At 55.2% G+C, this 23900-nt stretch carries 32 protein-coding genes; 11 read left to right on the forward strand and 21 right to left on the reverse strand.

All coding sequences use genetic code 11. The features are described from left to right. Positions 1–248: 248 nt before the first annotated feature. The 11 genes from IPG22_06335 (at position 249) to IPG22_06385 (ending at position 4776) form a co-directional block, all read left to right on the forward strand. Positions 249–485 (forward strand): hypothetical protein, encoded by a 237-nt coding sequence (locus IPG22_06335; GenBank protein MBK6587916.1) that lies wholly within the window; start codon positions 249–251, stop codon positions 483–485. Between the two features lie 4 nt (positions 486–489). Continuing rightward, on the forward strand, positions 490–837 hold the full coding sequence (locus IPG22_06340; protein MBK6587917.1) for a hypothetical protein: 348 nt from the start codon (positions 490–492) through the stop codon (positions 835–837). Positions 838–880: 43 nt separating this feature from the next. After that, positions 881–1234, forward strand: a complete 354-nt coding sequence (locus IPG22_06345; protein ID MBK6587918.1) for a hypothetical protein — start codon at positions 881–883, stop codon at positions 1232–1234. Further along, entirely contained in the window at positions 1231–1923 is a 693-nt protein-coding gene (gene thyX / locus IPG22_06350) for an FAD-dependent thymidylate synthase (protein ID MBK6587919.1), read from the forward strand. Before IPG22_06345 ends, thyX begins: the two co-directional genes overlap by 4 nt. Positions 1924–1926: 3 nt before the next feature. Continuing rightward, the gene (locus tag IPG22_06355; GenBank protein MBK6587920.1) at positions 1927–2283 is read left to right on the forward strand and encodes a hypothetical protein; all 357 of its coding nucleotides are present in this window, start codon (positions 1927–1929) and stop codon (positions 2281–2283) included. 60 nt (positions 2284–2343) lie between these two features. After that, positions 2344–2532 carry a hypothetical protein gene (locus IPG22_06360; protein MBK6587921.1) on the forward strand — a complete coding sequence of 63 codons (189 nt, stop codon included), beginning with the start codon at positions 2344–2346 and terminating at the stop codon, positions 2530–2532. A 209-nt stretch (positions 2533–2741) separates the two neighbouring features. Next, the gene (locus IPG22_06365; GenBank protein MBK6587922.1) at positions 2742–3092 is read left to right on the forward strand and encodes a hypothetical protein; all 351 of its coding nucleotides are present in this window, start codon (positions 2742–2744) and stop codon (positions 3090–3092) included. Positions 3093–3419: 327 nt separating this feature from the next. After that, positions 3420–3644, forward strand: coding sequence for a hypothetical protein (locus tag IPG22_06370; GenBank protein ID MBK6587923.1), 225 nt, complete (start codon positions 3420–3422; stop codon positions 3642–3644). Position 3645: 1 nt separating this feature from the next. Next, positions 3646–3792 (forward strand): hypothetical protein, encoded by a 147-nt coding sequence (locus IPG22_06375; GenBank protein ID MBK6587924.1) that lies wholly within the window; start codon positions 3646–3648, stop codon positions 3790–3792. Between the two features lie 322 nt (positions 3793–4114). Next, the gene (locus IPG22_06380; GenBank protein MBK6587925.1) at positions 4115–4567 is read left to right on the forward strand and encodes a hypothetical protein; all 453 of its coding nucleotides are present in this window, start codon (positions 4115–4117) and stop codon (positions 4565–4567) included. Beyond that, on the forward strand, positions 4564–4776 hold the full coding sequence (locus IPG22_06385) for a hypothetical protein (protein MBK6587926.1): 213 nt from the start codon (positions 4564–4566) through the stop codon (positions 4774–4776). The genes IPG22_06380 and IPG22_06385 overlap by 4 nt, the downstream gene beginning before the upstream one ends. A 281-nt stretch (positions 4777–5057) precedes the next feature. Here IPG22_06385 and IPG22_06390 read toward each other — a convergent pair whose 3' ends face one another. From IPG22_06390 to IPG22_06490, 21 genes are all read right to left on the reverse strand, one after another. Further along, a complete protein-coding gene (locus IPG22_06390) occupies positions 5058–5453 on the reverse strand; it encodes a DUF1353 domain-containing protein (GenBank protein MBK6587927.1) in 396 nt (131 codons plus the stop codon). Continuing rightward, entirely contained in the window at positions 5453–5830 is a 378-nt protein-coding gene (locus tag IPG22_06395) for a hypothetical protein (GenBank protein MBK6587928.1), read from the reverse strand. The genes IPG22_06390 and IPG22_06395 overlap by 1 nt, the downstream gene beginning before the upstream one ends. A 4-nt stretch (positions 5831–5834) precedes the next feature. Next, positions 5835–6227: a hypothetical protein gene (locus tag IPG22_06400; GenBank protein ID MBK6587929.1), complete on the reverse strand. Its 393-nt coding sequence runs from the start codon at positions 6225–6227 to the stop codon at positions 5835–5837. Positions 6228–6229: 2 nt separating this feature from the next. Continuing rightward, complete coding sequence (locus IPG22_06405; protein MBK6587930.1) at positions 6230–6718, reverse strand: hypothetical protein; 489 nt, start codon at positions 6716–6718, stop codon at positions 6230–6232. Positions 6719–6731: 13 nt separating this feature from the next. After that, positions 6732–6959, reverse strand: coding sequence for a hypothetical protein (locus tag IPG22_06410; GenBank protein MBK6587931.1), 228 nt, complete (start codon positions 6957–6959; stop codon positions 6732–6734). Further along, on the reverse strand, positions 6956–8893 hold the full coding sequence (locus tag IPG22_06415) for a hypothetical protein (protein ID MBK6587932.1): 1938 nt from the start codon (positions 8891–8893) through the stop codon (positions 6956–6958). The genes IPG22_06410 and IPG22_06415 overlap by 4 nt, the downstream gene beginning before the upstream one ends. After that, complete coding sequence (locus IPG22_06420) at positions 8893–9216, reverse strand: hypothetical protein (GenBank protein ID MBK6587933.1); 324 nt, start codon at positions 9214–9216, stop codon at positions 8893–8895. Before IPG22_06420 ends, IPG22_06415 begins: the two co-directional genes overlap by 1 nt. A gap of 13 nt (positions 9217–9229) precedes the next feature. Further along, positions 9230–9595 (reverse strand): hypothetical protein, encoded by a 366-nt coding sequence (locus IPG22_06425; GenBank protein ID MBK6587934.1) that lies wholly within the window; start codon positions 9593–9595, stop codon positions 9230–9232. A gap of 3 nt (positions 9596–9598) precedes the next feature. Next, a complete protein-coding gene (locus IPG22_06430) occupies positions 9599–9937 on the reverse strand; it encodes a LamG domain-containing protein (GenBank protein MBK6587935.1) in 339 nt (112 codons plus the stop codon). A 34-nt stretch (positions 9938–9971) separates the two neighbouring features. Next, positions 9972–10721, reverse strand: coding sequence for a hypothetical protein (locus tag IPG22_06435; GenBank protein MBK6587936.1), 750 nt, complete (start codon positions 10719–10721; stop codon positions 9972–9974). Continuing rightward, positions 10634–11140 carry a hypothetical protein gene (locus tag IPG22_06440; protein ID MBK6587937.1) on the reverse strand — a complete coding sequence of 169 codons (507 nt, stop codon included), beginning with the start codon at positions 11138–11140 and terminating at the stop codon, positions 10634–10636. Before IPG22_06440 ends, IPG22_06435 begins: the two co-directional genes overlap by 88 nt. Positions 11141–11151: 11 nt before the next feature. After that, on the reverse strand, positions 11152–12036 hold the full coding sequence (locus IPG22_06445) for a LamG domain-containing protein (protein MBK6587938.1): 885 nt from the start codon (positions 12034–12036) through the stop codon (positions 11152–11154). Between the two features lie 3 nt (positions 12037–12039). Next, positions 12040–12369 (reverse strand): hypothetical protein, encoded by a 330-nt coding sequence (locus IPG22_06450; GenBank protein MBK6587939.1) that lies wholly within the window; start codon positions 12367–12369, stop codon positions 12040–12042. Between the two features lie 267 nt (positions 12370–12636). Then, complete coding sequence (locus tag IPG22_06455; protein ID MBK6587940.1) at positions 12637–16026, reverse strand: hypothetical protein; 3390 nt, start codon at positions 16024–16026, stop codon at positions 12637–12639. After that, on the reverse strand, positions 16027–16425 hold the full coding sequence (locus IPG22_06460) for a hypothetical protein (protein ID MBK6587941.1): 399 nt from the start codon (positions 16423–16425) through the stop codon (positions 16027–16029). Further along, on the reverse strand, positions 16426–20466 hold the full coding sequence (locus tag IPG22_06465; protein MBK6587942.1) for a tape measure protein: 4041 nt from the start codon (positions 20464–20466) through the stop codon (positions 16426–16428). It abuts the gene before it with no gap. A gap of 64 nt (positions 20467–20530) precedes the next feature. Next, positions 20531–21289 (reverse strand): hypothetical protein, encoded by a 759-nt coding sequence (locus IPG22_06470; GenBank protein ID MBK6587943.1) that lies wholly within the window; start codon positions 21287–21289, stop codon positions 20531–20533. Between the two features lie 135 nt (positions 21290–21424). Continuing rightward, positions 21425–21880 carry a hypothetical protein gene (locus IPG22_06475; protein MBK6587944.1) on the reverse strand — a complete coding sequence of 152 codons (456 nt, stop codon included), beginning with the start codon at positions 21878–21880 and terminating at the stop codon, positions 21425–21427. Next, a complete protein-coding gene (locus tag IPG22_06480; protein ID MBK6587945.1) occupies positions 21877–22593 on the reverse strand; it encodes a hypothetical protein in 717 nt (238 codons plus the stop codon). The genes IPG22_06475 and IPG22_06480 overlap by 4 nt, the downstream gene beginning before the upstream one ends. Next, positions 22590–22823, reverse strand: coding sequence for a hypothetical protein (locus IPG22_06485; GenBank protein ID MBK6587946.1), 234 nt, complete (start codon positions 22821–22823; stop codon positions 22590–22592). Before IPG22_06485 ends, IPG22_06480 begins: the two co-directional genes overlap by 4 nt. A 68-nt stretch (positions 22824–22891) precedes the next feature. Then, complete coding sequence (locus tag IPG22_06490) at positions 22892–23878, reverse strand: major capsid protein (protein MBK6587947.1); 987 nt, start codon at positions 23876–23878, stop codon at positions 22892–22894. Between the last annotated feature and the right edge of the window lie 22 nt (positions 23879–23900).

A 23900-nucleotide genomic window follows, 5' to 3' on the forward strand; every position in this document is an offset into this window, starting at 1 on the left:
GGTGCGTCCGCCTGGAACGGGGTCCTCCGGACTCAAGAACCTGCGCGCTCCGATCCGACTGCGCTCGCCGAATCGGGCAAGATCTTCCACAATCCGACCCGCCGCGATCGCGGCTATGCGGTTCGCGGCCGGTACAACGGCGATTCGACCGTAAGCGGGGTTAAATCGTGAGTTCCAGCAAATCCACGTTTAGCGCCGCCCACAAGCACACCCTGGCCCTAAATATCCTGTTTCGTGCGGCCGACATTATGGAAGCCCGCGGCAAGCAGTATGACAAAGAAGGCGGCGAGCGCAGTATGGGAAAGACGGTCGCGGCTTTCAACATCATCACCGGCCGCGATCTTCAAGAATCCGAGGGGTGGCTTTTGCTTCAACTACTCAAGGACGTGCGCGACCGCCAAACGGTAGCCGCCCACACCGATTCGCTTGAGGATTGCGTGGCATACGCGGCACTCAAGGCCGAAGCCAGGCTACAAGGGAGATAGGCAAATGAGCATGTTTTCTTCTACGTTCGGCCAACTTGCCGATGCGCTATCAAAAGAGGCCAGGGCGGTTAAGCAAAAAGCCCCTACCAAATCGCCAGCCGAAGTTTCCAAGGCGGCCAAGGACCGTGGGGCGAAAAAGACGAGCAAGGCCGAGGCCCGCTATGCAGCTTTCTTTGCCGAGCCGCATACTGCCCCCGAAGGCGCTTTGCATCTTGATATTTTCGCGCAGGCATGTCTCAACCAACTGTACCGCTACGAAAAAAAGGGACTTGTGCGCCGCTTGCCGGATAACAAGCCAACCGGCCGCGGGTCGTCGGCCCTGCAATGGCAATGGATTGGGGGCGAAAAATGACACCCGAAATTCAAAAGTATTTCACTTTGCCAAAACAATTTAATTGGCAACTTGCAAAAATGCGCATAGCATTAGTGAACTTTGCTACAATCCCGATTCGCTATTCGACCGAAGTATTCAAGGCACTGGCCGAGAAAGACCGCCCGCGGTAGGGCAATTTATTTACTCCGCAGTATTAGCAACTGCTAACAACTTATACTTTTTTGGAGAAAAAATGTTCGTAAAATTGCAATTGTGGAAAGCCCGCCGCGATTTGCTTACTGCAAGCCGCCACGAAGCCGAAATGCGCGAATCCGCGGCGTACATGCGCCAGAACGTCTTGCCGGATTTGGAACGAAAACTCGAAAAGCTGGAAGTCAAAGACTTCTTCCGCCAGCAAGCGAGGTACTTGAAATGAACTTCAACGGTATTTCCGCCACGCAAATTAGCGTAATGGGATCGGACCTTTCTGTTGTCAATGCCGCGCGTGTGAGCATGGCAAAGCAAAGCGTGTGGAATGTCGAACGCAAGGGCTTCTTTCTTGAAACGACACTCAACGACAAAGACACAAAGCTGATCGGCTACCTGGCGAAGCACAAGCACTGGACACCATTCAGCCATCCGCAGATCAGCCTGCATATCCGGGCGCCTATCTTCGTCGCGCGCCAGTGGTTCAAGCACATGATTGGCATTACCCGCAATGAAACCTCCCGCCGGTACGTCGATTCTGAACCAGACTTTTTCCGGTTGATCTGGCGAATGCGCGCCGAAGCCGTAAAGCAAGGGTCCGCCGGCGTCGCCCCCACGGAGATCATGGAAAAGGCGAATGAAATTTTCGACCAGGTAATGACGACCGCACTCGCCGGGTACGAGGAACTGTTGTCCCTTGGTATTGCGCCGGAACAGGCCCGCGCGATTCTCCCGCAAAACATGATGACCGAGTGGATTGAAACCGCGTCCCTCGCGGCCATTTGCCGGGCGTGCAAGTTGCGCCTGGACCCGCACGCGCAACTCGAAACGCGAGAGGTTGCCGAGCGTATTGCGGAAATCGTCGCCCCCCACTTCCCGGTTTCTTGGGCGGCACTCATGGGGGAAAACAATGGCTGATGTATGCGACCGCGCCGACGAGCAAAACGAAGCGGCCTATGCCGCCCTGCTCCGGCATGCGACAACCCGAAGTCCCGGCCGCTACCGGCAACTGTCTTTACTGCGGCGAACATTTGCCGCAGAACGCGAACTCTCAACCCCGTTGGTGCGATGCCGATTGCTTCCACGATTGGGAGTACGAACAGGCCGCGAAGAAAAGAAAGGGCGAATAACGTGCCGGTCTACTCCGCAAAACTCGATTCCGGTTTCTCGATAACGCTGAACGGCGAACCGCTGACGATCGCGCTACTGACACCGGACGGCGCAATTGCGGCGAAAGGCGGGCAGGTAGCGGCCAAAGCTGTTCAACCTGGCCGTTGAGACTCACGAACAATTCTGGATAAGCAGAGGGCAGTTGAAACAACTCAAAGGAGGTTCAAGATGATTCCAACCTGGCTTTACAACTTTCTTCCAAAGGCGTACATCGCCGGCGGCCTTGCAGCCATGTACCTGATCGACAACAAGTTGGGGACCGCCAGCGGCGCTTTGCTTCTTGTGACCGGGCTTATCGTCGTGTTGCTGCGCAGGTCGCTGCGCCTGTCGCCGCGGAGGGACTACTATGGGGATTGATACTATCGCAATCGTCGCCGGGGTCGCCGTCGCCCTGGTCGGACTTGTTTCCTACGTCGCCGGATACCGGCATGGTTTCAATCATGCTATTTCCGTTATGCTACGGGAGGTTGGCGAATGAAATATCTCGCCGGCCTGAGTGCCGTAGGTTTTTCAGTTGTTTGGGCCATGCTGTCGCTGGACATCATTTGGCTATTTGGGGGTGTGAAATGAGCCAAGTTCAGTGCGACTATATAGCCGAACTTCTCGGCAAGCTGGCCGAGTGCGTAAAGAAACTCGCAGCGGAGCAGGCCGATAACCTGCGGCTGCGGGAGGCGCTAGAATACCATCAAGCACAGACGAGGCCAATCCAGAGGACAGAAGAAGCACTCTCCGCCACCGCTGACCTTGGCGAGTACACCCTATGCGAGAAGGAGCCTGTTGCTTGGCTTCACGAGAATCGCCCAGATGCTGACGTTATTACCCACGCAGTAAAGAATGTATGGAATGGTGTGGTCGTTGGGAGAATGGCTCAATACTCGATCCCACTCTACGCCCAGAAAGGACTGACGAAATGGTAACTAACTGCCCTAAATGTGGATTGCCGCGATTCGCCGGTGTTGGAGGCTATGCAGGCCCACAGTGCACTTGCCTAGTTACTAACTTTGCCGTTGTGGATCCAGTTGTACGACAGCAACAAGAAATCGAATCCCTGCGCCAGCAACTCTCCGCCAGTCAGAAGCGAGAAGTGACGCTTCGTAAATTGATTGGCGAGATATATTGTAGCGACGACTCTAGTGCCGAGGTTACGCGGAAAATAGAGGATGTGCTTAGCGCCATGGGTAACTCATACAGCAAAGAATCAACGCAGGGGCTTTGAAGATTGGCACAGTAGTCATGCTAAGTATATGGAACCAGCAGACATTATTCATTGGTGCAGAGATGCTTACAACGCTGGGGTTATAGCAGTACAGTCCGAACTTGAAGCCGAACTAAATCGTCGGTTTGAAGGCAATCGTATTTCAAGCCAAGAATATAACGACTGTCAGAAGCGCGAGGTGATGCTGCGGGATGCGCTTGAATACCTGGTGTCAATCACATTCAGGCACTCGCAGATTACTTTAAATGAGTAGAATGATGTTGTCTCCTCCGACCTCGGCACACGCCGAGTTTATCCAGCGTCGAGCCTTCGGGTTCCGCTGGAATTTTTTGCTCAAATGGAGGTATCTAATGGACGAAGATCGTTATTACAATCTCGGTAGCCATGACAAAGCTGTTTAATCAGATTGACGAACTGACTGACGCACTTGCAAGCAGGATGATGAAATCAAGGCTCTGCGTAAAGCACTTCTCCATATGTGCGGAAACACGATAGCAAAAGACACATATAGCGGATTGATCGTGTCTGAAGCACTTGGATACCGTCACAATGATCGTTCTTAAATCAATCGGAATCGGCCTACTGGCATGGTTCTATGCTTGGCTGTTCATTCGTCTATCTAGGCGCTGGAAATGACCATCCTGTCCATATGGTTAGCAATATCAATCCTGTTCGGATGGTTCGTATGTCCGAGATTATTTCAATACATATAAGAGGGAAATTATGATCGAAGACACAAAGCCTGCAAGAGTCGACTGGAAAAAGACTGCTGACGATTATATGTCTGAGGCTGAATCCCTGCGCCAGCAACTCTCCGCCAGTCAGAAGCGCGAGGTGATGCTACGGGAGGCGCTAGAAGACAAAGCGACAAAAGCGCTGTTCCGAGCGTGGAGCCTTGGTCAAAAATATTGGCAACAGGCCGATAGTGATTCTTACACGCAGAACGCAAAGGCTACTATGACACAAAAGAAGTTTCAGGAATTGATTGATGAGTTTCGCTCAGGAGAATGGACACCGGAAACACTGGCAGGTGAAAGACTTGAAGCGATTTTTTATCAAGATGGCAATGGGACGCGTTGGGTCTATAGCGAAGACGCCTGCGCTTCAATAAGCGGGCCGGATTCTGACGACCGAGAGATTGGCCGGGCGGTGCTGTGCTTGGGAGCTAATCCATGAGCGACGCAAAGCGAGAAGCAGTAGAGGCAGTCCGTCTATGGAACAGCGACTGTCCGACCTCGATCAAAACAGCCAGCGAACTGGCGAGCCAAGGAAAGCGCTGCGGCAACTGCGCCTACTTCAGCCACCTGAAGATGGGGCGTTGTGCCTTGAAATTCAAGCGCGTCTCCTCCTTCAACATCTGCGAACGCCACTCGGATCGGAAATGATCTCCCAATTCGGCGATGTAGTTACCGGCCGCGCGAAGATGGTCCAACGGCACACCGGGTTTTGCCTGCACGTCCGGTATGACGAAAATCTTTACGGGTCCGGGGTTGGCGACTTTGGCCTGGCGAACCTTTAGACGAGACACAACACTGTCTACGTTTGTCCTGTTTATCCCAAGGGCAATTGCCGCTTTCCTGTGTGAACCGTGGGCCAGGATAGCATTAACAATTTCCCGCTGTTTGTCTGTTTGGCAAAACGTAAAAAGTTCGTGCACGCAAAGTCCTCAAGTAGTTGCGGCGTTCTGGTCGCCGAAATGCGAGCCGCCGAAGGCGCGAACCGCCGCCCACATTAGCCAACGCTTGATGCCGGATAGCTTCGTACTGACGCCGATTGCCTCTTTGAACACGGCATCCGCGGTCGGACGTGGGAGCATTCCCGATTGATAGAGATAGTCGTGTACCGTGGCCGCCGCGTGGGCGGTGTCGCCGAATAGCGAGTACATGATGGGCAAGCGCAACACGCTGGCAAAATCCGTCTGGAAGCCAACCGGGACGGTAATCGTCCGATTTGCTACGTCAGAGGTATAGACGAGTGGCTTTGTGATCTGCCAAAGCCCCCGCCCGCCTGCGAAATCCGCGTCGACAATTTCAGCCGACAAGTTCGTGAGAAAGTGAGCCATTATTTATAGTCCATATCCAACAACGTATCCGTAGGGTTGGCGTCGCGTATTCCATCGCCTCCAATTCGGCTGTCTCGTACTCCGTCATCCCGGTTGGGAACTCCATTGCTAGGAGGGGGCGGCAATCCGATACGCGAGGTTGATACGAGCGTGGCCGACCAATTGAACAGGCCGCCAACGATAGAGACAGCACTAGCAATGGTAAGCATTTCCTCCATCGAGACATTGCCGAGAAGCCCGAACATTTGGGCGATGGGGAGCAAGGCGCCGAAAAGCATTGCGAGTTTTGCGCCGCGCGCCTGGGCGTTCTTCCACGTATCCGCATTTGCGAGTTCCTTGCCAGCTTGTAGGGCGGTGAAAAAGTCTGTGACGATCATTCGCTTACCTCACGCTGGCTAGAACGGCTTGGGCGACCGCTACGGATAGGATTGCGACGTTTTTCTGCTTGTCGTTCATGGACGAGTCAGCGATAACGTCGATGATTACCGGAATTGCAACGTCCTCAAGCGCGTGCAGGTCGGCGGGCAATGCCGGGAGTTCACCGGAACATACGGTCTTTACCAGGGGGTGTACCTCGTTCAACCGTTCGCGTAGTTTGTCGCTCACCGTTGGGGAGTTTTCGAGGACTACCATAGTCGCGTTCAAAGGTGGGCAGGCGCGGGAAATAACCTCACTCGCCGTTGGCGGTACGCCACTTGTCGTTTGGCAGGCCGCGAGGGAAAGTGCAATGACGATTGCAAGGGCGAAGCCAACAGCGGAAATAACTCGTTTCATTTTCAAACTCCCGTATCAATTGCGGCGTACCGCAGATTTTGTGCTACACGACGCGCCCATCCCCGGCCAAAAGTGACCCAAGTAGTAAGGCGAGAAAGGAAATCAAGGCGCTCTGCGGAGTAGTTAATCAGCACCACAGATACCGGCATCGCCGCCAGTACCTTGCGGCTGACAGGTCCGAAATGCCCATCGTCGGCAACCCCGATCGCGGATTGCAGTTTGCGGAGGGCCGTGGTGATGCCGGAGTTCACCGCAAAGTCGAACGCCTGGAAGCGAATGGCCGGATGCGCGTTTTCACCGAGCAAGTCCCAAAAATCGGCGCGGTAAATTGCGCGTGCTGTGTCAATATCCAGCTTGGCTATATTCAGATTCGGATACGACCTTTTGGAGATTCCGAACTTTGTTTCGCCGCCGGGGTCATTCGGGTTATTCACATAACCGCCCTCATGCGAGATAAGGCGGTCGAACGCCTGGTCAAAGGTAAGGCCCATTTCTATGCTCCTTTCAAATGTCAATGAGAACAGCCGTTAGCGTTGGGGCAATACCCTCAATCACCCCGTCGCGGATAAACACTTGCTGCCCGATGGAAGCCGCCCCCCGGACGGATACAAAACTCCCATCGGGTAATTCAACTACGGCGCCGTAACTCGAAACTGAATCGACTACGCCGATCAATAGCGGCGGTTCCGGTAGGAGTTGTTTCAGCCGCTTCCATAGATTTGTCGTACTCATACCGCCGCCTCGATCGTCAGTGTTTGTCGGACGGTCGGCCAGCCAACCGCTACGTTGTTCGCACGAACAATGCCGCGCCGCGTATTCGCGCCGTCGCTGAACTCAATCAGGCGGCATACATCAATCACACCTACCGTATCCAGAATCGGCATTGAAATCTGCATCATTGCCTTACGCCCGGTGTCGCTGAGAATCGAAATACCGCGCTGGCGGGCGGCGTCCGTATGCGTAATCAGTGGGTCCGTTACCATAGGCGCCGGTTTGTCGCCGGCCGTGCCGGTGATCTTCACCTGGCCGATGACGCCCTGGCTCACCCCGGAAACGTAGACCACGTTGTATTCGGGTTTTTCAAGCCATTCGACCGATTCGGTTTGCGCGATGGACGCCGGGATAACGTATTCGGGTGTAGCACCGGCCCAATCCCAAGGCTTGACCGGATAGCGTGGCATCATCCGCAGAATACGGCCCGACCAATCGGCTTGCAGCACCGAACCGGAAGCCTGGGCGACCGCCGCAGCAACCGCGGCCGGCGTACTCAATGCGCTGAACGCCCCCGCCGGTATGAGCCAATCCGTGATGTTCCAGGATTGGGTATAGGTCGTGTATTCCAGTGCTGCGTCGATCAACTGCTGTGCGGTCATTTCAGAGGTATTTGTGCGCTGAACCGCCGCGGCGAATGGGGCATCGAGTTCGCAGGCAATCCCACGACCGGAAATGCTCACGGTGCTTTGTGCGAATTGCCGGTTGCGAGTGACCTTCTCAACGAAGAACCGGAACTCCGTGCCGTTGATGTAGGCGTAGACCTCAACCGGATTGGGGTCGGGCATGACAGCATCGCGGGCCGACTCAGGAACGGTTGCCGAGAAGGTGGGCAGCCACGAATCGCAATCGAATGCGATATTTAGCGCCGTCGCCGGTATCGGCGTATTGTCGTCCGCGCGGGTAAAGAGAATGTCGTTGACCACGATATAAGTCCTTTGTGTCGGAATAACGATTGTTTCGCCTGGCGCCGGGAGAACGACACCGCCGGGAATGGCGATTCCCCATCCTGGATTTAGCGGCCGCGAAAACCGCAACCACGGCATTTGCGTAGCGTCGTCTACCTGCTTGCTTACCCCCCACGGATTCAGCCGAATTGAATCCCGGTTTGACCCCGATAGGATTGGCTCGCCAAGGCCGTTGACGAGAAGTTGGCGATTCGCGTTTTCGTCAATAAAGAAATTCGCGGCGCCACTTTGCGGCGGGGAATATCTGCGCAGGGGTCGCCGAGGTAATGCGGGACGGTAGGTATCTAGCCCGAAGTCGGCGACAATCGGCAAATACTGATTTGCTACGGTGTCAACAATCTGAATCTCGATTGGCGAGCCGCCCACTACTACGAAATTGGCCGCAAAGCCGTTCGGGCGCGGGTATGGTATCGGGACGTAGGTACGGATAAGGAAAGGCCCGTAGATGACCTTCCGCATTGCGTCGACCGCCTTAGACCCTTTCCAGACACCGTAGCGGTCCTCGTTCAGCATTTCGCCGTAAGCGCCCCAAGCTGATAGCTTTTGGTCATCGTTCGGGCGAGCAAGCGCCCATGCGCTCTTTCTATCGCCGGCGAGTCTCGTGCCGTACTTAGCCCATGCGTTGTCGCTGCGGGTATCACCCTTGAGTACCTTGAGCCATTCGGCGCGAGATTCCGCGCGTTGGGCTATCGCCTTCACCCAGGGCGCGGTCGGCTCAAGATTAAGTTTCGCCGTTGCGGAGAAGCCCGAATCTAGCGCGCGGAGTTTCCCGCGGGATTTACCCCACGTTGCGCGCGTCTGTAGCCCAATTGGGTGCGAGCCAGTTGTTGCCGGCGCGTCATAAGACAGCACCGCGGCATTGCCAATTTGCTGTACGCCTTGATTGCCGTAATCGAGTAGGACGTTCCCGCCGGGTTGTGCTGGCATTAGGTATCCGATGCCAAAACAGAGACAAGGCGGTTAGCACATGGCGGAAGCCAATCCGTCGCGTCGTTCGCCAGGTCGATAGGGATTGCGTAATGCTCGCGCTCTACAAAGCCGGCGTTGACCTGGAAATGCCCACTCACCGTATTGGCCTCGCCGACCATTTCGCCGGTGTCGCGTCGGTAAACACGAACCAGGCGGTTGACCAAAATCCCACCGTTGCGTACCTCGCCAGTGAGTTCGTATCGCAATACAGTTGCGTGGCCGGCCGGTGCGAAGTCGAACATAAAAGCGCCGGCACCTTTACGCCGTGCTTGGCGTGGCACTCAAACCCAAAACCTACCAGAACGCTCCCGCACCTTTTACGCCGTGCTTGGCGTGGCACTCAAAGCCAAAGTCGAATGTAAAAGCGCCGTTTCCAGAAACCGCCGAGTTTGTATATGTCGCGTGGCCTTCAACAAAAAACTCAAAGGTAAATGCGCCGGTTGCAACCGCCGCCGTTAGTGCCTGGACCGAAACAACGAAATTCGCAACAAGTCCATTTGGGCGCGAATACCACGTTTCGCTAAAGACTAGCGTTGCCGCGTTTGGCGAAACGTAAACATCAACCGGAAACTTGAAGGCGTGCCTTACCCTACCCGGCTCAAGATACTCCGGGTAAGCGGTAAAGTTCGCGGCGTTCGGCGCGGGGGGCGTGTATGCCATGACTTAGACCGGCGTTAGATGGTCAAAGATCATGGCGTTCTGCTGGCCGTAGGTTTCAATAACTTCTGGAAAAGCGGCGGCGGGTGGGGTGAAATTTGCGGTGTAGCGGGCGACGCCTTTGGTGATTCTCAAATCGTCGATGTAACCGTTTACCGGCGAGGTTGACCCATCTGTGCTTGTACCGATGTAGAGGCTGTTGGCGTTGTCGTGGATGGTTATGCTTGAGGTTGTTGTCGCTACCTGAGTCCCGTCTACAAACAAGCGGTACGTCGAGCCTTGCCTTGTGGCCGCCAAGTGATACCAAGTGTTTGCGGACAAATTGCTCCCACTGACCAAGGACACGTCCCAACCGTTTGACGAGTCCCCAGCGTAAAAGCTAGGCGCTCCTGGGGGGAAAGGGCAAGAGGTATCCAGTGGCCGTGGCAAGCGTAGCCTGCTTGTTGACGATGTTTTGTTGCGCGCCAAACGCAGACGGACGAATAAACAACTCAATTGTGAAGTCCGTACCAACTGCACCGAACGACAGGTCAAGCGCGTGGGGAATCGACAGATAATCGCCACTTCCATCAAAATAAGCACTCGCGCCGCCGAATTTACTTTGGGCGGTTGAGATTTTCGCGTTGCCGTATGGCGTAATGGTTTTATCAGATATTGAATCCGTGAATACCGTTGAGTTATTCGCGCCGTCAAAGTGACACCCAAGGACCACGTTATTCAGGTAGGGGTCACCCTCTTGAACAGTGTAGTGCGGCACGGTGGGCGGAATGAAGTCCGCGCCGTACTGGGCTTTTCCTTTTTGGATTCTCAGGTCGTCCATATACCCGATGAAGTCGTTTGTCGTGCTGCCGAGCTTGCGACCGATGACCACCGAACCGGGGCAGGTAATAACGTAGGACGACGCAGCGGAACCAACCGACACCCCATTGAGGAACAGGGCCATCGTTCCGTTGTACTTGACCAGAGCAAAATGCGCCCATGTCGTTGCCGCGATAGCCGTTCCGGTTGCCGTCAGGATCGTCGCGTTGTTGCCGAATACGGTTAGGTATCCCGTGGAACTAACACCGAGGTACAGGCCCGTGTCGGTACTGACTGCGCGATTGTCGAAGATCGCCCGTTCCGTTCCAATAGCATCGAGGCGAACCCAACCTCAATCGAGAAATCCAGCGTCCCGAAAGTCAGTTCATTGTTTACAGGAATCGTCAGGTAATCCCCCGTCCCGTCAAGGTACAAAGACGCACCACCGAATTTGCTCTGAGCAGTCGAAATCTTCGCATTGCCATAAGGCGTTACCGACTTCCCACCCCACTCGCTGAACACCGTGTCGTTGTTCGCGCCATTGAACGGGAGGTAGGTCAGCCAAGAATCCTGATCGTGGACGACGGCATAGTGCTTCGTCTGGTCGGATGTTGTTACAGAAAATACCCCGGTCGAGGGGTTTGATAGAACCTCGCCAACCAACGCACCGTCATACTTTCTATGCAGACGAACTAGGCGGCGGGTGAAATTCCCAAGTGCGTCCTTTACCGTTCCTGAGACAGAAGCCATTTGCTTATTCCTTAAACCGGGGTCGTGCGGAGAATCTGATCGTTTTCGATTGTGCCGAGGAGGTCGTCTAGGAGGACGACTTGGACTTCGTTTGCTGTCGAAATCGGGATGCTGTAGGTGCCGGAAGCGGCATTGCTTACGCCGACTGCGTTTAACACGCCAGTTACGCGGTCGTAGACGCGGATAGTCCGAGCAACAGGACTTCCGTTGCTATCAACAACGGTTCCAGCGACTTCATAACCACCGTTCGGGAACGGCTCTGTCGGTCTAGTGAAGTTACTTAGATAACGCGCAACACCCTTTGTTATGCGAATATCATCGAGGTTTCCTATGAACCCATAGATGTCTTGAGTGCCTAACCTCCCAACCTGTAGGCTCAAACCGTAGGTAAGCGAACCCGACAAAGAACCACTACCGTTGGCCGTTCCGTCGATGTAAAATGTTAAAGTCCCTGCGTACCTAACAATTGCAAAGTGATACCAAGTATTTATAGAAAAACCACCAGACGCTTGCGAGACAGCACCGGCAGTACTAGCGAAAGTCAGTCGGTTTGCTGTGTTGACTTCGACATACCACCCTGTCGAGCCGTTATGTGTGGCAAGAAAACGACGAGTGCTTCCGACCACTCCGGGGTTGATCCAACCTTCAATTGTAAAATCGCCCGTCCCAAAGTCGAACAACCCGCTACCGTTTGGGATGCCTAGAAAGTCACCAGTTCCGTCAAAATATGCAGATGCAGTGTTGTTAGCAATGGGGGCATATTTTGTTGTGTCAATGCGGACGTTACCATTTGTCGTTACGGCCCTACCCTTACCGTCAGGAAACGACTGCGACCCTTCGACACCATTAAGCGAAAGGGCTAGGGTTACGTTAGGCCAGTAGGCATCCTTCGCCATCTCTTACGCCCCTCCGACCGTAATGGTGAAACTGGTCATTTGAATTGGCCCGCCCGCGAAAATACTCACGGTATTGATCTTAATTGCACCAGTACCTGCTTCGTTGGTTACATCGAAGTCGGCCACTGCATTGCCATCGCTGTCTTCTGCCCGAACCCATGTAGCTGTGCCCGTGGCGTCTGCTGCTGAGTCTTGGGTGACGGAATCGAAGGTAATAACGCCCCCGGTGACAGTTGCTGCCGGGTCGGAACAGGTGAGGGTGCCAAGGAGCACCTGATCTGTGATCGCTATGGCTGGTCCTGCCGGTTGGGTGGCAGTATAGAACTTGAGCACGCCGGGACCGGCCCCGCGTTCATTGCATCGACAATGAGTTGGGCTATGGCGTTGCGGAGGGCTACCTTGAGTTTCATTACGGGCATGTCAATTTCCTCTATTAGACAGCATCAACGTCGCCACGCATTTGCATGGAGAACGAATCTCCTTCAAGCGTAGCTCCGGGGAGAATGGTACGGGCAATCCAGATCGGGGCGGCTGCGGAGATAGTATTGAACCGCAATTGGTTTCCGGCACTCCAACCGGCGCCCCATCCCCCTGCGCGGATTACGAAATACGGTTGCCCCGTAAGTTGGTTGGCCGGGAGCAGTCCGCGGCTGTTGTTCCGGTTGCGATAACGCCGAGGTTTTCGCCGATGACCTGGAACGCCGTGGTCGATGTGAAATTGATACGCCAGCGTTCGGTAACGGAGCCGTTGTTCAGAACCTCTACCGGGTAGTCGATGTTGTTGAACTGCGCCGTCGCGCCGGTGCCGGGGGTATCGGACCACGCAGAGAACGAAAGCAGGTCAAACAGGTTGGTTACGCGGCCGTTCATGTCACCAAACAGCAAAGCGGAGGACACGAAACTATCGAGTGGGTAGTCGCGGGTAAGCGGCGAGGCGAGCGTTAGTTGCCCGTTGATCTGCACGTCAGTTACGAGGCTCATGTCCTCAACCCGGTGCTTGATAATCAACGGTTGAACCAGGGCGCCCGCGGTGAAGTCGGCGGCCAGGGTGATCGTTCCGGCGGCCAGGTCGTAGGCATACTGGCCGGCGGTCAGCTTTGTCCCGTTCTGATCTACAACCCAAATTTCCGCGAGGTCCGTGCGGCCGGCTGCGTAGGTCGTATCTGCTACGACCGGATTGGTGAGGACTGTTTGATCCGTGTTGTGGATTACGACCACATCCGCCGGGTGGTAGATCGGAACGCGGCCGTCCATCGGGAGGCGAACGGGGTCCAGGCCGAGAATATCGGCGTTAAGTGGCAGGTTTGATAGAACGACGCAACTAAAGGTTAGCGTATTCGGCTGTATCGGTTCTGGTTTGAAAATCTGCGCACCAACGATGTTCGCAGCGTCGTACCACCATTCTGATTCGTTGCCGGCCGCTGTTACCCATTGGCCGAAGGCCAGGCGAACAACGCCCATTTCCTGATCTACGGTTCCATTGATTTTTGAACTGACGATGTATCCGTTATCGTTTGCCGAGGCACTGAGCAAAGCGCCTTTTGTCGTCGTTGCCTGCACATAAAACGAACCCGGGCGAATCGGCGAACCTGGCGTGCGGAAGTAAAACAAAAACGAATTGGGGATGCCGTATTGTGTCAAGCACGATTGAACCGACAACGTGAGTGCGGCGCCATTTGTCCAGTAGGAAATAGACGCTACGCCGGTGGAGTAGTCGATAGACCCTGCAACAGTTCCAGAACCCGTAGTCGCAGAAACATCCGTGTATAGCGTTCCGTTACGGTCGATGAAGGTCTTACCGCCGGTGGAGAACATGACACTACCAGGAACAATGTTGTCCGCAATAGTAGTCGTCAGGTCAAGTTTAATCGGCGAAACCGCGAAGGTAGCATCATAAGTTGTTGCCGTATTTTCGCCCGCCGCGCCAGCCGATTTCCAGCCCCAATTCGCCGGGCCATACGACACGGAAACTATCTCGGTATGGTCAAATATCCAGGTATTATCAAGCGGGTTGAATGATGTTACGTAGACCGGGACCGTGGAGTTGACAACGATTTCGCCAGTTGAGTAGTTGACCGTACCAATCGCGGTTTCGGTCTTTGCGATTGCGGTTCCGCGTCCAGTTGTTTCAAGCGCCTGATTCGCCCTGACGTAAAGGAGGCCGGTACCTTTGTCAAAAACTTCAAGACTCCCTGAGAAGTCGAATACGTTAGCCTGTCCCGCAAAGAACAGCGTGCCAACAAGTGACCCCGCGGTTATAGAATCCGCAAGGTTGGTAGTCGCCGCAGAGGTCGTTGAAAGCGACTGCACCGTAGGAATCAAAGGATTCGTTGGTGTGATTTGCTCATACGCAAATGCTACGTTCGTATTTGAACCGGGGAGGCGAATGGTGTACTCAAGTGAAACCTCGCCGGTTGTGTAATTAACCTTCCCGGTAACGCCGTCACCTGTCAAAACGCCGGTAGCGTCATCGGTTGCGGTGTAACTGACGCTATTCGCGGTATAGGTAAGGCTGACGCTATTGGGATTTATTGGCAAATCTGGAAGCGTGATTTTCTGCGTCATCTTCGTAGCCGCATCACTCGTCGCGCCGGAGCGCACAGCACAGTGCGAAGGTGACCCCCACGAAATTATTATTGACGAGTCCACATCAGGCAAAGCACCGAGCGTAACTACAAGCGCCCCGTTGACGTAACTGATCTGCCCAACCCCGTAGGAATCATCCGTTCCAGCCAATACACCGGCGCCGTTGTCGCGCAAGCGGTACCACTTTCCGAGGGCGCGATAGTCAAGAATGATGCTTTGCGGCGACGGAAGGGGATTGAGCGTTACGGTATAAACCGTACCGCGATTGTTCAAATCTACTTGAATATCGCGCGTGTGCGCCGGTTGCATGAAAGTTGTAGCGGGGATGTAGGTGCCTGTAAAGTCGTAGCCGTATGCCGTGCCGCCGGTGCGCGTAATCGAGCCAGTTTCGTAGTCGACAATTCCAATAAACGTACTGTTGGAAATGTTGCCCAACTTGTCATCCGTAACTGTCGTGACGCCGGTTCCTGATACAGTCAACGACCCTGGCAGAATACCGCGGCGAACGTAGCGCGTTTGCCCTACCGAAAAGGCTGGCAAAGTGGTGCTTATCGGGGTTGCTGTAGCCGCGACCATGCTCAGTGCGTCGGATATGTTCTCGTTGGAAATTGCAATTTCGCGGTTCGTTGTGGGAACCACCGGCGTATAAACAGACTTTACGTTAACCGTAAGCGCGTTGTGCGATGCCGCCACCGCGAATGGCTGAATACCAAAGTACCGGGCGGCGTCGACAACCGTTGTCTCGCGCACTTTGGACGCGCGGGCCGGGCCGGAATACCGACTAGGTGAGTCTGGTCCAGAAAATTCATACCGCAGCGGTACGCCAATGTCGATGTTTATAACGCGGCGCTGAAACTCCCCTTTTTCGTCTGTAAAGGTGCGAACCTCGTGGGTTAGGTCGCCGATACGAACATATTGCTGCGTTGTTACGACCGTTCCCGTTTCATTACTCAGGCAATAGACCTCACCGATTTCCGGTAGCGGTTCCTCAACCCGTTGGTATGTCAAGATAGACTGTTGCCCAGGCAACTGGCGGCCAACCAACGTCATACGGCTTTCTGACGAGGACGTTACATAGGATTCGATGCGGTCGCGCGCCGCAGAACGAATGTCGAACTCGCTACCCGTACTGAACAGTGTGGTCGAAATTTGCGCGTTGTCCGGGGCGTCAGTGATGATCGCGTGCGCGCCGGCGTAGGTGTCGACATTGGCAGTTTGTACCGTGCCGTAAACCTTGCGCAGATTGACGCGGCCGTATACCGAATCAAGGCGCGATACCTTCGGAAAAATGTTTCCCGCGACACCATCGGGAATAATGCGCGAGGTACGGCGGCCGCCGCCGTCCGTGGTGTCGGCCATGATTTCGGCCTCAAGTAGCTTTATGTCCGGTGCGTTGATTGCCATTTAATTTGTTCCCATGAACTTTAGTTGCCCGTAGAAAAAGTCAGCCGCGTCGGGTGCCGCGTAATCAACAACCGGAGTAAGGTCTAGTGCGGGCGGTTCGTAATGTCTGAAAATTACCGGATAGGCCGCACCTTGGATACTCAGCGACATTTGACAATCTGGGATTGCGGCCCAAACCTTCAATTGGCTGACGACCTCATAAGTAAGCCAGGCATGGCTTTCGTCACCTGCAAGGGTGATCGGCCGGCCTGCGGTTTTCTCGCCAGTGTCGATGATCGCCCCGCCGGTAATAGACGGCGCGTAGCTTTGCGTAACCGGCGACCAAGTATGTCGGTCGATCCACAAAAGGTCGTCTGGCAGGTCAAGAACCGTCGAACCGTAAGTCAGGGTGATAGCCATTTAGAATGTCCTCGTAGATTCTGACTCAAGGTGCTGCAAAATTCCGGCGAGTGCATCCGCATCCTGTTTCGAGGCGACGTTCACCTTTGCCGATCGACTACCAACATTGATATTGATCGTTTGCGCCTTGGCCTCGTTTCCGGCGTTTTTGATACGGGAAATCATGTCGTCAACGCCGCGCAACGGGGTAAGTGAGTTGTTTCTGGCGATAATGTCGCTAACCGATGTTCCAAGGTCTACCGCCTGGCCGGTTTTGAGTTCTTGCCTGGCGGCCGCGATCGCCTTGTCTACTGCGTCGTTGATCGCCAACTTTTGCAAGCGGGCGGCATTCTGCTCGTTGCCGAGATTGCCGGTTAGAAACGTCGCTTGATTGCGTTGGTACAGTTCGCCAACGTATTTTTGCGCCAACTTCTGTTCCTCAATACTCGCGCCGCGCTTATAGAGTGTTTCCGTAAAGTCGACCGCGCCGGCCGTGCGCTGGCCGACCGGGGATAGCGTAGCGGTGCGCACCCCGTTAGAGTTTGTACCGCCCGCCCCGGCCTGTTCCTCGCGCAAGCGTTTTGCAGCATCCGCAGCATTGTTCATGGAATCAGCCATGTTGTTGTAACCGCTTGATGCGTTATCGGCCGCGCCGCCCGCTGATTCCGTTACCCCGGCGAGGTTTCGCAAACTTTCTGCGGTAATACCTGCGATCTGCGCTTCCGCCTCCTTAACCTTCACGCTTGCCTCAAGCGCCCTAATCTCTGCGCGTTTTGCATCGGTCATAATGCCGGTTGCTTTGATTTCCTCAATCTTCGCAAGGGCGATTTTTTTAGAGGCTTCCGCCTCAAGTTTCTTTGCCTCTGCGGTAAGTTGCGCAAGCTGGATTTCCAGGCGCTTAATCTGCATCAATGCTTGTGCGGCACCCTGCTCATCGCCCATCGCCTTTGCTACATCAGCGTAGCCCTTGAGGGTCGCAATCTCAACCCGGATGCCCGCGGATTTCACATCGAGTTCGCCAAGTTTGGCGTTTTTAACAGCGTCGATCTTTTCTTTCTGATCTTTGAGCGCGTCGGCGTACATCGCGGAGGCTTCGGCGGCTCTTAGATCGGCGGCGGTGAGTTCGTCAGATACCTCCTTGCCGGCGGCCTTTTCAAGACGCAGTTCCTCAACCTTGGCGCGCGTATTTTCGTACTCCGTGCGCAGTTGGACCAGGGCGCCGGAATTATCGTTTAGCGCCTCGCGCTCGATCTGCAACTGCGCGAGTTGCAATTCAGATTTGCGGTACTCGTCCGTGCGGGCTTCTCCAACATCGCGCATAGCCTGTAAATGCCGTTGCACCGTTAGAATAGCGGCCTCTCGTTGCTGCTTCTCATTGCCGGATATGCGTGCAATGGCCTCCGTTGCGATCGCTTCGTCGCCGAGTGCGTCGATATAGAGTTTCTTCGCAAGCGCGGCTTGTTCCTCCGCTGTTTTCAATTGAGCTGAAACTTCAATCCCACTTCTTTGCACATCGCGCAAAATTTCAGTCGCACTTATCAGGCCGAGATATTTTTCCCGCAAAGCATCCGCACGGCTTCCGTTGTCTTTGTCGGCTTCGGCCGATGCCTTTGTGGCAAGGGCCAATAGTCGCTGCGCTTCGGCCTGGCGTTCTACGCCTTCGACAACGGCCTTGCGCTTCCCTATCTCTAACCCAAGGTCGTTGAGTTGCTTTTTGTGCGCGTCTGAGGTTGCTTGCCCATCCCGCAACGCAATAGCCCGTTGTAGGGCTTCTTCTTCCATAACCGCAAGTACCTTGCCCTCTGCTACCGCAAGATCGGCCAAGGCCGCCGCGTTCTTATCCGCAACGGCAGTAGCGGCATTCCGTTTGTCCGTTTCGCTTCCAATCGCATTAGCCGATGTGATCGTAGCTTCGCCGGCCGCGCGGGTTGCTTCCGCCGATTTGCGGGAGGACGTTGCGAACCCTTCGGCGGCGGCCAGCGCCTTTTGGGATTCAAGCACGAATTTGATAAAACCGTCGCCAGCCTCAAGGATTGTGGCCGTCGCTACCTTCGTACCGTCGCCGAGGACAAAAAATTCTTGCCCCGCGGCCTTTGCCTCTTTCGCAAGTTCAACAATAGCCTTTGTACTGGTCGGGGCGATTCCGACCATTTTTCCCATGCTGTCAGTGAACGCACTGGCCTTGTCGGTCAGTTGGTCCATTTCCTTCGCAAAGTCGCCATTCCACTTGAGGCCGCGCATGACCGCTGCGACCGTTTGGCCGGCAAAGGTGAACCCTTCCACAAGGCCGACAACAACCGTTGTTGCCACGCGGCCGATATTCAGCAATCCCTCAACGATTCCGGTGTTACCGATTGCTGCGGCGGCTTCTTGCAACGAATTTGTAAATTGCGCCCATTGCCCCCGCAACGTATCGTTTCGTTCGCCGGTTTTGTAGACCTTCTCAAGCCCGGATGCAAGGGCCGGCAGCACGTCATCCGCTGTTAGTTTGCCGGCGGAAATAAGATCGTTGAGTTCGGCGGTTGATATGCCTAGTTCCTTGGCCGTTGCCTGTAGTGCCTGGGGGAGCCTTTCGCCGAGTTGCTGGCGAAATTCCTCCATTGAGACAACGCCTTTTGAAACAATCTGAGTTACCGCTTGCAGGGCGTTTGTGGTTTCGTCGGAGGATGCCCCAAGCACACCCATAGCGCCCGACACCGCCTCAAAAATGCGCTTTGTTTGCGCACCCGCAAGGTTCGTATCTTTCGTTGCCGCCGTCAGCTTTATGTACCCATCCGCGGCACCTTTGATGCCCGTACCTACACGGTCGGCAACGCCGATGATGTAAGCCATTTCCTTGCGGGCAGATTCCGTGCTTCCGGTGAGGATTCGCAGCGTTCGTTCCATCGTCTGAAACTGCGCCGTAATCTCCGGTATCTTCTTCGCAGACTCGACGAACAGGTCAAGCGCCCTGGTAATTCCGTTGAAAACAAGGGTTGCCGGACCGAATGATTTGAACGCACTGGAAATGGACGAACCGAAGCCCTTTGAGGCGGTGTCGGCGCGGCGCAGTTCGCTATTCAGTTCTGCAATGCGCGCCTTTCCAGCGGTGAATGCACTGTTGAACTCAGTCTCGTTGATCGACGTATCTCGCGCCAGTTTTAGTAGCGCCTGGTCTATCTTCAAGATTTCGGCGTTCAACTTGTCGGCCGCCTGGACGCCAGTACCGGCGAAGGCCGAAGCGATCTTTTGCGCGGCGGTTTGGGCGCTGTTGCCCGACTCGTTCAGCCGCGATTTCAGTTGGTCGGCCTGCGTAGTCAGGCGCGACATTGATTGCGTAAGGCGGTCTTGCTCCGCAGTCGTGTTCTTGCTATCAATGCCTAGCTTGCCTAGCGCGGTATCGGCGCCTTGCAATGCGTCGCGCAAACTATCGTACTTGGTGCTTGCTTCCGTAACCGATTTGTTCGTTTTGGCAAGGGCGGATTCCTGCGCCTTAACCGCGGCGGCCGCTGCGGTCGTAGCCGTATTCAGTGTTTCATATTCCGGCGCAAGGGCGCCAACCGCTACCTTGGCCGCATCGTAGCCGGCTTTTGCTTCACGGATAGCCTGGCTAAGTTCCTTGAGTGTTACCTTTTGCTCGTCGTTGGCTTTCTTGGCGCCGCCGATTTTTGCAACATAGTCCGACCAGGCCGAACGGGCGACCAATACAGCCTGGTTCGCCTCGCGCAACTTTTCCTGACTATCCTTTACTCCGATTGCAAATAACTGCTCGGAATCGCGGGCATAGTCAAGCGCCTGCTTGAGTCCTTGGAGCGTGGTTATTTCAGCGTTCGCGGCGGTCTTTGCCGCGTTTAGCGCAACCTTTGACTGCTCTACTGCCGTACTGAGTTCGTTGAATGTGGCTACCGCATCTTGCCGCTGCGCAAGGTCGTTTAACTCAGCACTCAGCTTTTCAAATTCCGGCGCGGCATCACCGCCCTTTTTACCGAGTTTTTGAATCTCAGCGGCCAAATCACGAACGCTATCCGCGCCACTTGTTTGCGCATTAAGCGTCAGGGTTATCGTGCGATTTTGACTAGCCATTTGCATTCTGCCAAATAAAAGGGCGAACCTTCGCTAAAAGGTTCGCCCACATGCTCACGGAAGATTAAGCAGAGCGAAGTTCAACCTTGAACGGCTCGGTCTTGCCGGCGGGGGTCTTGAGCCGGCCTTTGAGGGCGATTTCCGCAAAGTCGTTTTGGAGAAAGTCGAAGGCGCTGTCAGGGGTCAGCACCGCTTCCCAAACGTCGACGATTACCGGCAGTTGGTCGGCGAAGTTGACACCGTCCAGCTTGAATTGCGCACGAATCTGGGTTTGCGTGCCGCCTGCGATGGACGTGCCGGAAATCGCGTTGTAGTTGTAATCCACCTTGATCGCGGTGTTATCGGCGATAGCGCCGCCGGAGATTGCGCGAATCATACCCAGGCGATAGTTGACTTCGTAGTCGGAACCAAGGACATAGGTAGTGGTCGCGGCCGAGTTGGTGACAACGATACCCGCTTCGGCGATGTTGTCGTGCAGGAGTTTGACCCACTTGCCTTGAACGGCGGTTTGCGACTCGTCGGTAACGCTACCGGAGCCTTGATTCAGCACGGAACCCGTACCGAACAGAGCCATTGCGATTGAATCTTTGTTCACTTCCGAGAACGTAACGGACAGGTCGGACGGCTTCGGAAGGGGAACAGACTCGATGACCTGGCCGTAGGTGGAACGGCCACGGGAGGTCATTTCCTTGAGGTCAGAGTTCGGCTTGATTTCAAACTTCGACGACTCGAAAGGGCCGGCCCATTGGTCGTATTGCGAAGTTGCCGGATTGTATACGCGGGCGTAAAGGTCGCCAGCACCGAGGAAACCACGTGAACCCATTTTACTTTCTCCTAAACAATTACGCCGCGGGTGCGGGCTTTAACAACACCGCTTGAGGACCATCCTCATGCGCGGAATAAGTCTTGACGATCTGACTCTATGCCAACTTTAACGATTGCGATACTCAGCGAGATTTTACGGGTTGCTCAATTGCTCTACGAAATCGACTGAAATCTCAACCGCGGCTGCAACAACGTCCAAACCGTCCTCGCGCGGGGCGATTGACTTACCCTCGTACATGAGCGAGATAGCACGTTGCTCCGTGCCGTAGGTAAACGGTTGTGACCAGATCGCCTTTTTCAGATCGGCGATAATCTTGTGGCCCATATCATTCGGGTTATCCGCGTTGCATGGCGCGTGGCCTTCCAAAACGTAGCGTTGGTTTACCTTTACTTGCGGCAAGCGTTGTAGGCTCTGCCCACTTGGTTTGTCATCGCGCTCAATCAGCACCGTGCACGGCATGTGCGTTTTGTCCAGGCGCTTGCGCCCACGGTATGACTTCAAACCAATGTCCGTGTTGAATCCGTTTGCTACCGAAATGGTAGCGAGGCGCGCGGATACCGCAAGTGCAATGTCGTTTGCTGTACTCATGTTGCCCCCAATTCGTTCGCTATTCGCCGTGTTACCTCGCCGGTAACTTCGGCCTCCATAAAGTCGCCAACTTCGGTTAAGAAGTCGTGCGCCCAAACACCCTTTGTCACTTGATATGCCGATGGGCCATACAAGGCGCGGGCTTTCCCACCACCTTTGGGCCGGGAGAATGCGCCCCACCGGCCCTCATGTGCCTTGCCAGAAAGTACGGGCATCAAGAAAACGTGTGAGAATGTTGAGGTTCCCTTGTTGCGCGAAACCGCGGCGGTGATGCCGGCTTGTTTTGACCCTGCGGAGATTCCGCGGAGTTGATCGCCGGTTCGCGGTATCCATTGCGCGACCTTACCGGACGGTAGGCGAACAGGTGCCGCGACCGTGCCAAACGTAGCCGCGTACTTGGCCGCCGTCCACACGTTCGACTGAATGCGTTGCTGCGCCCCGTAACGTGCCATTGAAACCGGGCTATCTGAAACCTCAAGTACAGCTTGCGGCTTTCCTGGGGTAGCCTCCCGCGCAAAAACAACCTTGTCGTCAACGTAACTTGGCTCCAAGTAAACCTGCGAGGTAATACGTTGCGCTGTTGCTTCGCGTGCTACCCGCGCGGCCTTGTTCGCACCATCCGCGGCACCTTCGCTAAGAATTTGGGCCGCGTTGCCTAGTTCACCAACCAACTTTACGAGTTCGGCGGTGTCAATCTTGACATTGAAGTTCACCGCAGCACACAACGCGCCATGTAGCCGTTATCGGCGGCGATTGCGTCGATGATGTAGGACTCTGCCCCGATTACGAGGGTGTCGCCAGGCGCGGGGGAAAATTTGGACGAGATATTCGCAATGTCAACGACCGCTGCGACCTCGCTCTGTACGAACTTGTCGTCGCCAGTTTCATAGTTGACTACAACGCCGCGCTCGATATTTACAGTGCAATCAACGGCGCCACGCAAAACCGCTTGCTCCCCCAATCGGGAAAGCAAGCGGGCGTGCATCCGCGAGAATACGGATAGTGTCATCGTTACACCGTCAGGCGCTTGACAACTTTCGGGCGGGTGCAAAGGTGCAACGGGTTGGCCTGGGCTTCCATCTTGATACCGCGGCCGGCTTCCATTTCCCATTGCTTCGCGTACATCGGCTGGCCGAGCGTACCGACCGTTTCAACGTAATCCGCCGGGGCGTTGCGCGCGATGAACAGGCCGACAACACCTTCGGGAACGGCGTAGGCGTCGTTGTCCTCGATCTTGACAGCGGAGGTGCCGCGGTAACGCTCGAAAGTAACACCACCGAACGTGAACTCCATGCGCGGGTCGCCGCGGAGAGTCGCCGCGGCCTGGGTGCCGAGGTACGATTCCTTGACCATCTTATGCTCGATAAGATCGGACCAGAAGGTCTTGCCACACAAGACGCGCACACCGGAGAACGACAGGCCGCCAAGCGAATCCTCGATGCTTTCCAACAGCGCCAGAATCTTGAGGCGAATGTTGGTCGTATCCACGTCGAGCGCGAAGTCGATCACGTCTTGCACGACACCGAAGGTCGAGAACAGATCAACCTGGTTCCCTGCGGCGTCGACCGTCAAGCCCTTGAGGGCCAACATGCGGTGCGATTCCTTGGTGTACTCGATGTTGGTTCGCATGGTAGCCAGGCGCGTGCCGACAACCTTTGCGATGGTTTCGAGTTCGCTTTCCGTACCAAAAGCGCGAACGCCGAGAACTTCGTCGGCCATAACGCTTTGTTCTGGTTTCAGGTGCGGAACCGAGAAGGTGTGAATCTTGCGCGAACCGCGGGTCATTTGCGAAGCCGGGGCGCCGCGCTGCGAAACCGGGACGAGGGCCAAAACACCATCGTACTGTTCGATCATCGCCGTGGTGCTGGTAAGACCTTCTGCCATGCCAAACAAGCCAAGTTGTTCCAGGCGGCCCGGCTGGTACGGGATGTTCTGGATTGCGGCGGTCAGGGACGTGAGGCTGAAAGCGTCGTCCTTGAAAATGTCAAGAGTTGCCATTTTTCGTTTCCTTTGTCGTTGG

Source organism: Acidobacteriota bacterium, from assembly GCA_016703965.1.
GTDB lineage: Bacteria > Acidobacteriota > Blastocatellia > Pyrinomonadales > Pyrinomonadaceae > OLB17.